At 65.2% G+C, this 11,412-nt stretch carries 8 protein-coding genes; 2 read left to right on the top strand and 6 right to left on the bottom strand.

What is annotated here, in order from left to right; genetic code table 11:
* Positions 1-117 precede the first annotated feature (117 nt).
* The gene (locus tag QFZ70_RS07895) at positions 118-801 is read left to right on the top strand and encodes a vitamin K epoxide reductase family protein (RefSeq protein ID WP_307094832.1); all 684 of its coding nucleotides are present in this window, start codon (positions 118-120) and stop codon (positions 799-801) included.
* Positions 802-893: 92 nt separating this feature from the next.
* Here the strand turns inward: QFZ70_RS07895 and ndk are convergent, their stop codons facing one another.
* The 5 genes from ndk to QFZ70_RS07870 form a co-directional block, all read right to left on the bottom strand.
* On the bottom strand, positions 894-1,313 hold the full coding sequence (gene ndk / locus QFZ70_RS07890; protein WP_307094831.1) for a nucleoside-diphosphate kinase: 420 nt from the start codon (positions 1,311-1,313) through the stop codon (positions 894-896).
* A gap of 53 nt (positions 1,314-1,366) precedes the next feature.
* On the bottom strand, positions 1,367-1,834 hold the full coding sequence (locus QFZ70_RS07885; RefSeq protein ID WP_307094830.1) for a DUF4233 domain-containing protein: 468 nt from the start codon (positions 1,832-1,834) through the stop codon (positions 1,367-1,369).
* Between the two features lie 3 nt (positions 1,835-1,837).
* Positions 1,838-3,196: a folylpolyglutamate synthase/dihydrofolate synthase family protein gene (locus QFZ70_RS07880; protein WP_307094829.1), complete on the bottom strand. Its 1,359-nt coding sequence runs from the start codon at positions 3,194-3,196 to the stop codon at positions 1,838-1,840.
* 3 nt (positions 3,197-3,199) lie between these two features.
* Positions 3,200-6,532: an isoleucine--tRNA ligase gene (ileS, locus tag QFZ70_RS07875; RefSeq protein WP_307094828.1), complete on the bottom strand. Its 3,333-nt coding sequence runs from the start codon at positions 6,530-6,532 to the stop codon at positions 3,200-3,202.
* A 385-nt stretch (positions 6,533-6,917) separates the two neighbouring features.
* Entirely contained in the window at positions 6,918-7,676 is a 759-nt protein-coding gene (locus tag QFZ70_RS07870) for an SDR family oxidoreductase (protein ID WP_307094827.1), read from the bottom strand.
* A gap of 127 nt (positions 7,677-7,803) precedes the next feature.
* Here QFZ70_RS07870 and valS point away from each other — a divergent pair, with 127 nt between their 5' ends.
* Entirely contained in the window at positions 7,804-10,425 is a 2,622-nt protein-coding gene (gene valS, locus QFZ70_RS07865; protein WP_307094826.1) for a valine--tRNA ligase, read from the top strand.
* 350 nt (positions 10,426-10,775) lie between these two features.
* Here valS and QFZ70_RS07860 read toward each other — a convergent pair whose 3' ends face one another.
* Positions 10,776-11,408: a DsbA family protein gene (locus tag QFZ70_RS07860; RefSeq protein WP_307094825.1), complete on the bottom strand. Its 633-nt coding sequence runs from the start codon at positions 11,406-11,408 to the stop codon at positions 10,776-10,778.
* Positions 11,409-11,412 lie beyond the last annotated feature (4 nt).

Raw genomic sequence — 11,412 nt, 5'->3', positions numbered from 1 at the left:
TAAATCACGTCGGAGGCAGCGCGAAATCCATGGGTTCTTCCCCTCTTCTGGACGGTCCTTCCAGCCTCCGGCGTTACAATCAGGCAAGGAGCACCGGATGAAAAGGACGCCACACCAATGCCCAGCATCTCCCCCCTCAGCGGCACCCCGGCCCAGGAACGGAGCCTGAACCAGGACAGCGACCCGGCCGGCAGGACAGCAGGAACTCTCCCTGCGGTGACCCGGAACCGGCCCTTCGGCTGGCTGCTGGTGGTCACGGGGGTCATCGGCTGGCTCGCTTCGGGAACACTGGTCCTGGAGAAGCTCGCGGTGCTTCAGGACCCCAACCACACTACGGTGTGCGATGTGAACCCGTGGATCTCCTGCGGCCAGGTGATGCAGACCTGGCAGAGCTCGCTGTTTGGCTTCCCCAATATGTTTATCGGCATCGTGGCGTTCGGCGTCATCATCACGGTAGGCATGGCGCTGCTGGCGGGGGCAACCTTTGCGCGCTGGTTCTGGGCAGGGCTGCAGGCAGGCGTCACGCTGGGTTTCATCTTTGTGGTGTGGCTGTGGTCGCAGGCGCTCTACGACATCCACGTCCTCTGCCCGTTCTGCATGATCGTCTGGGCAGCCATGATTCCCCTCTTCGTCTGGGTGACCATCCGGAACATCACCGCCGGGGTGATTCCGGTGCCGGCGAACGCAGCCCGCATCCTGGGCGACTCCGGCTGGATCATCACAGCGCTGCTCTACGTGGCCGTCATCGCCAGCATCTTCTTTGCCTTCATCCAGGTTTTCGCCGGAACCTCGGGCTTCTAGGCTTCCACACACCCCGCGGGATGACAGATAAGGCCGATGTTCCCGAGGAACATCGGCCTTATCTGTCATCTGGGATCTGTCACCCGGACTGCTTAGTCCTGGAACCAGATCTTGATCTCGCGCTCGGCGGAGTCCGTGGAGTCGGATCCGTGCACCAGGTTCTGCTGCACCTTCAGGCCCCAATCGCGGCCGAAGTCGCCGCGGATGGTGCCGGGCGCTGCCGTGGTGGGGTCGGTGGTGCCGGCCAGGGAGCGGAAGCCTTCGATGACGCGGTGGCCTTCGAAGATTGCTGCCACCACGGGGCCGGAGAGCATGAAGTCGACCAGGGGCTCGTAGAAGGGCTTGCCCACGTGCTCCTCGTAGTGCTGCTCCAGCAGCTCCCTGGACGCGTCCACCTTCTTCAGCTCCGCCAGGGTATAGCCCTTCGCTTCGATCCGGGCCAGGATGGCGCCGGTGAGGTTGCGGGCGACGCCGTCGGGTTTGATCAGGACGAGGGTGCGCTCAGTAGTCACAACTGCTCCAATGCGTTGGTATGGGGTTTCGGGTCAAGTCTACGGGGACTTGTTTACGGGGACGGGGGCTGCTGGCCGGGGCCGGCGGCCTGGTCCGGATGGGCGGCCTCCCAGGCAGCCTGCTCGCGGGCACGCTCACCGGCTTCCCGGTCGAGGCGGATTCCGGTGCGGATCCCGTACCACCAGGCCAGTGCAAACAGGGCGCCCACCAGGAACATGGCGGGCTCGAAGATCCCGGTGAGGATGAGGACAAGCTGCAGGATCCACCCGAGCCCGATGCCCCAGGGTTTGGTGAGGAAGGCGCAGGCGACAATCATTACTACGCTCATGCCGATGCCGACGCCGAGGATCAGTGCCGGCGGGAAGTCACCACGGCGCAACCCGAACACCGCGAGGGTGGCGAAGAACATGACGAAGGCTTCCAGGAGCAACACAGTGGAAGCGAACATCACCTTGGTGGAGCGACGCTTCTTGGGCATCCCCGGCCGCCATTCGCGCTGGGCTTTGGTCAGCTTGGCCACTGCCTACGCCTCCGTCTTCCCGAGCAGGATCCGGGCTTCGGCCACCAGCGTGATCGAACCCGTCACCAGCACGCCGCCGGAAAGATCATCGTTTGCTTCGGCGCGCTCCACCGCCCACTCCAGGGCGTCGTCGAGCTTTTCCTCTATGTGGACGTTGTCCTCGCCGAAGCCGAGGTCGATGGCGAGCTCGGCAAGTTCGGCGGCGGGAACGGCACGCGGGGAATTGGACTGCGTGAAGCAGAATTCCTCGGCTACCTCCCCCAGGGATTCCTTGAGCTGGCGGAGGATCTCCTCGGCGTCCTTTTCCTTGAGGATTCCCACCACCGGGACAAGTTTGGTGAAGGTGAAGGCCTCCTGAAGGGCAGCCGCAGAGACTTTGATGCCGTCGGGGTTATGGGCGGCGTCCACCACGATGGTGGGTGCCGTGCGGACCACCTCAAGCCGGCCGGGGGACGTGACCTCAGCGAAGCCTTCCTGCAGCACGTCAAATCCGAGTTCCTTTTCGCCGCCAAAGAATGCCTCCAGGGCAGCTACCGCCACGGCTGCGTTCTGCGCCTGGTGGGCACCGTGAAGCGGCACCAACAGGTCCGGGTAGCGGCCCGCGATGCCCTGGATGGTGACCATCTGGCCGCCAACGGCCACGGTCCGGGACTCGACGCCGAACTCCACTCCCTCGAACTTGAAGGGCACGCCCACGTCCTTGGCCTTCTCCAGCAGGACCTGGGCCGCGTTCAGGGGCTGCGCGGCACTGATGAGGTAGCCGCCGGGCTTGATAATGCCGGCCTTTTCGTAGGCAATGTCTTCGGTGGTGTCACCCAGCAGGTCGGTGTGGTCGAGCGAAATGGGCGTGACCACGGAGACCTGCCCATCCCCCACGTTCGTGGCGTCCGTGATGCCGCCCAGGCCCACCTCGATGACCGCCACGTTAACCGGCTGGTCGGCGAAAATCGCAAAACCAAGGATGGTGAGGCATTCGAAGTACGTCAGCCGCGGTTGTCCGTCGGCCTCCAGCTCGGAGTCCACAATTTCCAGGTACGGCCGGATTTCGTCCCAAATCCGGACGAAGGTCTCATCCGGGACGGGATGCCCGTCAATGCTGATCCGTTCGGTGACTTTGGTCAGGTGCGGACTGGTGTACCGTCCGGTGCTCAGGCCGTGGGCCCGCAGGACCGATTCGATCATCCGGGCCGTGGAGGTCTTGCCGTTGGTCCCGGTGACGTGGATGATCGGGAACGCCTTGTTCGGCTCCCCCAGCACGTCCATCGCCCGGAACAGCGGGGCAAGCCGCGGCTCCATCTTGTTTTCCGGCGCCCGGCCCAGCAGCTCGGCATAGACGCTCTCTACGGAAAATTCGTCAGTCATGGATTACGCCTCTACTTTTTCGACGGCAACTGCCGGCTCTGCGATGTCCGCGGGTTCCGCCGTGAGGTTCACGGTGAGGGTTTCGCCCTTGACCAGGTCGGCGTTGGCAAGCAGGGCGTCGACGACGTTCTGCGGGGCAGTCACGGCGGTCCGGATCCGATCGCTGACATTCAGCCCGGCGTCCTTGCGCGCCTGCTGGATGGCGCGGACCATGTCGCGGGCCAGGCCTTCGGCCTCCAGCTCGGGTGTGACCTCGGTGTTGAGGACCACGAAGCCGCCCCCCGGAAGCACGGCGACGGAGGCGCTGCCGCCCTCGGACTCAGCCACCACTGTCTCAAGCGTGTACTCCTGGGGCTCCAGCTGGAGCCCTCCCGAAACAACGACGCCGTCGACACCATCGATTGTTTGGACTGACCAGTCACCGGACTTGGACCCCTTGATGGCCAGCTGCACGTTCTTGCCAAGGCGCGGGCCGGCAGCACGGGCGTTGACCACCAGTTTCTGCTGGATCCCGAACTCCTCCGGAGAGGCAGTGGCTGCGTCCAGCAGCCTGACTGAGCGGAGGTTGAGCTCGTCGGCCACGACGCCGGCGAATCCACCCAGCGCGTCGGCGCCGGGTGCCACTACGGTCAGTTCCTGCAGCGGCAGCCGGACGCGGAGATTGGCTGCCTTGCGGAGCGAGGAACCGGTGGAGCAGATCTGCTGGACCTTGTCCATGGCCTCAACCAGGCCCGGGTTGGCCGGGAACAGGCCGGCGTCCGGCCAGTCGGCCAGGTGCACCGAGCGGCCGCCGGTAAGGCCCCGCCAGATCTCCTCGGAGACCAGCGGCAGCAGGGACGCCGCCACGCGGGAGACAGTCTCCAGCGCGGTGAACAGGGCGTCGAAAGCGTCCTGGTCCTCGTCGAAGAACCGCTGGCGGCTCCGGCGGACGTACCAGTTGGTGAGCATGTCCAGGTAACTGCGCAGTTCGTCGCATGCGCCGGAGATGTCGTACGTGTCCAGCTGCACCGTCATGTTCCGGACCAGTTCGCCGGTGTTGGCCAACAGGTATTGGTCCAGCGTGTCGGCGTAGCCGTCATAACGGAGCTGAGCGTCATACCCTGCGCCGCCGGAAGCGGCGTTCGTGTACAACGTGAAGAAGCTGTAGACGTTCCACAGCGGCAGGATGACCTGGCGGACGCCGTCGCGGATTCCCTGCTCGGTGACCACCAGGTTGCCGCCCCGGAGGATGGGGCTGGACATCAGGAACCAGCGCATGGCGTCCGAGCCGTCGCGGTCCAGCACCTCGGAGACGTCCGGGTAGTTGCGCAGGCTCTTGGACATCTTCTGCCCGTCCGAGCCCAGCACGATGCCGTGGCTGATGACGTTGCGGAAGGCGGGCCGGTCGAACAGCGCCGTGGAGAGGATGTGCAGCATGTAGAACCAGCCGCGGGTCTGGCCGATGTACTCCACGATGAAGTCGGCGGGGTTGTGGGTATCGAACCAGGCTTCGTTCTGGAACGGGTAATGCACCTGGCCGTACGGCATGGAACCGGAGTCGAACCAGACGTCCAGCACGTCCTCCACGCGGCGCATCACCGACTGGCCCTCTTCCGGGGTGCGCGGATCATCCGGGTTGGGCCTGGTCAGTTCGTCGATGAACGGGCGGTGCAGGTCAACCTGGCCGTCCTTGTTCAGCGGCAGGCGGCCGAAGTCCGCCTCGATCTCGGCGAGGGAGCCGTAGACGTCCGTGCGCGGGTACTCGGGGTCGCTGGACTGCCACACGGGGATGGGGCTGCCCCAGTAGCGGTTGCGGCTGATGGACCAGTCGCGGGCATTGGCCAGCCACTTGCCGAACTGGCCGTCCTTGACGTTGCCGGGGATCCAGTTGATCTCCTGGTTCAGTTCGGACATCCGGTCCTTGAACTTGGTGACCTCCACGTACCAGGAGGACACAGCCCGGTAGATCAGCGGGTTGCGGCAGCGCCAGCAGTGCGGGTAGCTGTGCTCATAACTGGCCTGGCGGACCAGGCGGCCCTGGGCACGGAGTACCTGGGTGATGGGCTTGTTGGCTTCGAAGACCTGCAGGCCAACGATGTCGTGCAGGTCGCCGTGCTTGAAGAGCGGGAGGAACTTCGCGCCCTCGTCCACGGAGAGGATCACCGGGATGCCGGCCTCTTCGCAGACTTTCTGGTCATCCTCGCCGTAGGCGGGCGCCTGGTGGACGATGCCGGTTCCGTCGGTGGTGGTGACGTAATCGGCCACGAGGAACCGCCAGGCATTTTCCATGCCGTATTTTTCGTTGTCCGCGAAGTCATGCCACAGCGGCTGGTACGCGAGGCCTTCCAGCTCCGCGCCGGTGTGGGTTGACACGACGGCGGCCTGTGCCGAGTCGTAGTCGTTGTACCCCAGGTCCTTGGCGTAGCTGGCCAGCAGGTCCGCGGCGAGCAGGAAGCTGCCGTTCACGGGCGCGTCGGCGGAGGCGGCCTTGATGCCATTGGGCCCCGCCGGCAGCACGGCGTAGGTGATGGAGGGCCCGACGGCGAGCGCGGCGTTGGTGGGAAGGGTCCAGGGCGTGGTGGTCCAGGCGAGGGCCTGGACGCCGGCGAGCTGTCGCGAGAGTTCGGATTCGCCGGCGGTGATGGGGAAGGTCACCGTAACGGTCTGGTCCTGGCGGTTCTTGTAGACGTCGTCGTCCATGCGCAGCTCATGGTTGGACAGCGGCGTCTCGTCTTTCCAGCAGTACGGCAGCACACGGTAGCCGTTGTACGTCAGGCCCTTTTCGTGGAGCTGCTTGAACGCCCAGAGGACCGACTCCATGTACTCGACGTTGAGGGTCTTGTAGTCGTTGTCAAAGTCCACCCACCTGGCCTGGCGCGTCACGTAGTTCCGCCACTCGTCGGCGTATTTCATCACGGAGGCGCGGCAGGCGTCGTTGAACTTGTCGATGCCCATGGCTTCGATCTGGGTCTTGTCCGTCATGCCCAGCTGCTTCATGGCTTCCAGCTCGGCCGGCAGGCCGTGGGTGTCCCAGCCGAAGCGGCGCTCCACGCGCTTGCCGCGCTGGGTCTGGTAGCGGCCCACCAGGTCCTTGGCGTAGCCGGTCAGCAGGTGGCCGTAGTGCGGCAGGCCGTTGGCGAAGGGCGGGCCGTCATAGAAGACGAACTCGTTGCTGCCGGGTTCACCGCCGGGGGCGTCCGCGCTGCGCTGGTCAATGCTGGCCTGGAAGGTGCCATCCTGGTCCCAGTACTTGAGGATGCGCTCTTCGATTTCCGGGAACTTCACGGAAGCGGAGACACCTGCACCGCGAAGGGGCGTGCCACTGGTGGAGGCTGAGGCCTTGGGGTAATACGTCATTCTCGACATCCTGGGTTGAGCTTGGCGAACTGCCGGCTTGCGCCTGTCAGTTCCGTTCAGGATGCGAGGACGGTTGCCGTGTTGTCCGCCGGACCACACGCTCACCGCGGTACCACCTCACTTACCGGCGCTGCCAGTTCCCGGGGGAACAGGTGTGCTCCGGCCTCTCATTACTGCTGTGACGGGCTTACCCGTCCGGTTCTACTGACGCTCCCCGCCTGGCAGGCGGCTTGCGCGTTCTTCCGGAAGCTCACCGGTGATAGCCGGGTCGTAGCCGATTTCGAGTCTACTATTTCCACGGCCGGGCCACCAATAAGCGCCCGCAGTTGCACGGCGGTGGGCGGAACGGAAGGCAGTGGCGGCACGCCTGGTGCCGCCGTAGTCGCTACCCCTTGCGGATCAGCTTGTGGTTCGCGGCCTGCGCCACAGGCCGGATCACAATCTGGTCCAGGTTGACGTGGTGAGGTGCAGTCACGGCATAACGGACCACCTCCGCCACATCTTCCGCCGTGAGCGGCTTCTCCACCCCCTGGTACACCTTTTCCGCTGCCTGCCTGTCACCCAACCGGTTAAGCGCGAACTCCTCGGTATAAACGAGACCGGGCGCCACCTCAATGACCCGGAGATTGTTTTCCGCTTCCTCGAGCCGCAACGCCCCGGTCATGGCATGCTGGGCGAACTTGGCAGCGTTGTAGCCGCCTCCGCCCTCATAGGCGGTCAGGCCGGCCGTGGAGGTCAGGTTCAGCACTGTCCCTTCGCCGTGGGCGCGGAGCATCGGCAGGAATGCGCGGGTGAGCTTCATGGTGCCCAGGACGTTGACCCGGTACATCCACTCCCAGTCCTCCGTGCTTGCGGCGCCGATGGCGTCCGCTCCCCTGGCTCCGCCGGCGATGTTGACCAGGGTGTCTATGCCCCCGGCTTCGGTCACCCGGGCCAGCAGCCGGGACACGTCGTCGTCCTCGGAAATGTCAGCAGGAATAGCGACGGCGCCGGTCTCGGCTGCGAGGGCGGAAAGACGCTCCTCGCGGCGGGCCACGGCGAACACTGTCCACCCCTGGGCGGCAAGGGCACGGACCGTCGCCTCCCCGATTCCGCTGCTCGCGCCGGTCACCAAAGCTGCCTTGTTCTGCACGTCCGAAGTCATGGCACCACCCTAGCGGCAGCCGCGCGGGGCAGGCCCGGGGGCATGTCGTCCCATGACACCGGTGCCCGGGTGGCCGCCGGCGACGCTGCCGACCAGCGGACGGGCCCGTCCATGAAACAATTGGCAGATGGCTGAAGACACGCAGGGTACAGACACGCCCAATACCGCCCCCATCAACGTTCCGGACAAGCCGGCCCTCGAAGGCCTCGAAGCTGCCTTGACGCAGCGCTGGCTTGCCGAGGGGACCTACAAGTTCAACCGGGACACCACCCGGGAACAGGTCTACTCGATCGACACTCCCCCTCCCACCGCCTCCGGATCACTGCACGTGGGACACATGTTCTCCTACACGCAGACCGATGTGCTGGCGCGCTACCAGCGCATGACCGGCAAGAACGTGTTCTACCCCATGGGCTGGGACGACAACGGCCTGCCCACCGAACGCCGCGTGCAGAACTACTACGGCGTCCGCTGCGACCCCTCCATCCCCTACAACGCCGACTACCAGCCGCCGGCGCAGCCGGCGAAGAACCAGCGGGACTTCGACGTGGTCTCCCGCCGGAACTTCATCGAGCTGTGCGAGGAGCTTGCCGTCGAGGACGAGAAGGTCTTCGAGAACCTCTTCCAGACGCTTGGCCTGTCCGTGGACTGGGAGCTGACCTACCGCACCATCGACGACAACTCGCGGGCAGTCTCGCAGCGCGCGTTCCTGGCCAACCTCGCCGCGGGCGACGCCTATATGGCCGAAGCCCCCACCCTTTGGGACGTCACGTTCCGGACGGCGGTGGCCCAGGCCGAGCTGGAGGACCGCGAAGTGCCCGGCGCCTACTACCGCTACCCGTTCTTCACGGAGGACGGGGAGCGGATCTACATCGAAACCACCCGTCCCGAACTGCTGGCCGCCTGCGCCGCACTGGTGGCGAACCCCGACGACGAACGGTACCAGCCGCTGTTCGGCAAGAAGGTCACGTCCCCCGTCTTCGGCGTCGAGGTTGAGGTCAAGGCGCACCCGCTCGCCAAAGCCGATAAGGGCTCCGGCATCGCCATGGTGTGTACCTTCGGTGACCTGACTGACGTTACCTGGTGGCGCGAACTGCAGCTTCCTACCCGTGCCATCGTGGGCCGGGACGGCCGGATCATCAGCGAGGCCCCGGAGTGGATCACTACCGACATTGGCCGGGAGGCTTTCGCCGCGATCGCGGGTAAGACCGTCTTCAGCGCCAAGGAAGAGGTGGTGAAGCTCCTCACCGCCGCGGACCTGCTCGAGGGCGAGCCCAAGAAGATCATGCACCCCGTGAACTTCTACGAGAAGGGCGACAAGCCCCTTGAAGTTGTGACCTCACGCCAGTGGTACATCCGCAATGGCGGCCGGGACGAGGACCGCCGGGAGCGGCTCATCGCCCGCGGCCAGGAGATCGACTTCCACCCCGCCTTCATGCGCTCACGCTACGAGAACTGGATCTCCGGCCTGAACGGTGACTGGCTGGTGTCCCGCCAGCGCTTCTTCGGTGTGCCCATCCCCGTCTGGTACCCGCTGGATGCCGACGGCAACCCGGACTACGACTCCCCCATCGTGCCCTCCGACGACCAGTTGCCGGTGGACCCCGCTGCGGACGCCGCCCCGGGCTTCGACGAGGCCCAGCGTGATGTTCCCGGCGGCTTCACCGGCGACGCCGACATCCTGGACACCTGGGCCACGTCCTCCCTGACGCCCAAGATCGTGGGCGGCTGGAAGCGCGACGAGGACCTGTTCGACAAGGTGTTCCCGTTCGACGTCCGGCCGCAGGGCCACGACATCATCCGGACCTGGCTTTTCTCCTCGGTGGTCCGTGCGGACGCACTGGAGAACAGCGCGCCGTGGAAGCACGCCGCCATCTCCGGTTGGATCCTCGACCCGGACCGCAAAAAGATGTCCAAGTCCAAGGGCAACGTGGTGGTCCCCACCGACGTGCTGGAGGAATACGGCTCGGATGCTGTCCGCTACTGGGCCGCTTCGGCCAAGCTCGGCGCCGACACCGCGTACGAGATTGCGCAGATGAAGATCGGGCGGCGCCTGGCCATCAAGCTGCTGAACGCCTCGAAGTTTGTCCTGAACCTCGGCGCAACAGAGGCATCAGTGCTCTCCGGCGACCTTTCGGTGCTGAGCAACCCGCTGGACCGGGCCGTCCTCGCCCAGCTCGCGGAGGTGGTGGCCCAGTCCACCAAGGCGTTCGAGAACTACGATTACGCCCGCGCGCTGCAGATCACCGAAGGCTTCTTCTGGCAGTTCACGGACGACTACGTGGAACTTATCAAGGACCGGGCCTACGGCGCCGCGGGCGAGGCCGAGCAGGCCTCCGTGCTCGCAGCCCTGGCCACCACCCTGGACACCCTGCTCCGGCTGTTCGCGCCGTTCCTTCCCTTTGCCACCGAAGAGGTCTGGGGATGGTGGCGCAATGGTTCCGTCCACCGCGCCCAGTGGCCCGCACCGTTGGACGTCCCCGGCGGTGATACCACGATGCTCGCCACCGTCGGTGTTGCGCTCAGCGGTGTGCGCAAGGCGAAGTCCGAGGCAAAGGTCAAGCAGCGCACAGAGGTTCTCTCGGCAACCATCACCGCTTCGGAAGCACTCACCACGCAGCTGAAAGCGGGACTAGCCGACCTCAAGGCCGCCTCCAACGCCCGGGAAATCACCCTGCTGGTGGGCGACGGCGACCTGACCGTCAGTGAGGTGGCCCTGGCTGCCACCGAGGAGCCTGCCCAGGCCTGACCGGTTTACAGCCTGCCTGTTTCAGGGCAAAGGGGAAGCCCCATCAGCGTTTTGCCGTTGGTGGGGCTTCGACTTTTCGGCCATCCGGTGACGTCTCTGATGGTCTGGCAGAATCCTCAGATTTTCAGGTCTTCCTACCTCGTCACTGGTAGCCTGCTTCTAACTTTGCCGATGGCTGCGTTGAATGCATATCACTGAATCTTTGGTTTCTGCGTCCCTCTTCTTTCGAAGTGGGTAAAGACCATTCTTGTCCTGCCCCCAGGGATGCGCAAGAGCCCCGGCAGAACTACAAACAGGTAGTTCTGCCGGGGCTCTTCAGCGTGGTGCCCTGCCGGCGGGCAGGACCGCTCCTAGTCGAATTCGGGCCGCTCGGTGCGGCTGCGCTTGAGCTCGAAGAAGTGCGGGTAGGAGGCAAGCGCCGTGGTGGCGTCCCACAGTTTGCCGGCGTCTTCGCCGCGCGGGATGCGGGCAAGGACGGGCCCAAAGAACGCGGTTCCGTTGAAGGCCACCACAGGGGTTCCCACGTCCTGGCCTACCAGCGAGATGCCTTCCTCGTGGCTTGCGCGCAGTGCGGCGTCGAAGGCGTCGGTGGTGGCGGCTGCTGCCAGCTCGGCAGGAAGACCGCATTCCGCGAGTGCCTTGGTGATGACCACGGCGCGGTCCTTCTCGCCGCGCTCATGGATCAGCGAGCCCATGGCGTCATACAGCGCCTTGACTGCTTCCTGGCCGTGTTCCTGCTGCGCGGCGATGATCACACGGACCGGGCCCCACGCGTTGTCCATGGACTCGCGGTAGGCGGGCTCAAGGTCGCGGCCCTCATTCAGGACAGCGAGGCTCATCACGTGCCACACGGTTTCAATGTCGCGGACGCCCTCCACTTCGCCGATCCAGCGCGAAGTGATCCAGGCGAAGGGGCACAGCGGATCGAACCAGAAGTCCGCCTTGTTCCGTGCAGTTTCAGTATTGGCAGCAGCTTCAGTCATGGGA

It is taken from the genome of Arthrobacter sp. V1I9 (assembly GCF_030817075.1).
Classification (GTDB): domain Bacteria; phylum Actinomycetota; class Actinomycetes; order Actinomycetales; family Micrococcaceae; genus Arthrobacter.
The sequence above is the reverse complement of the archived record's forward strand: the minus strand, read 5'-3'. Positions and strand labels throughout refer to the sequence as shown.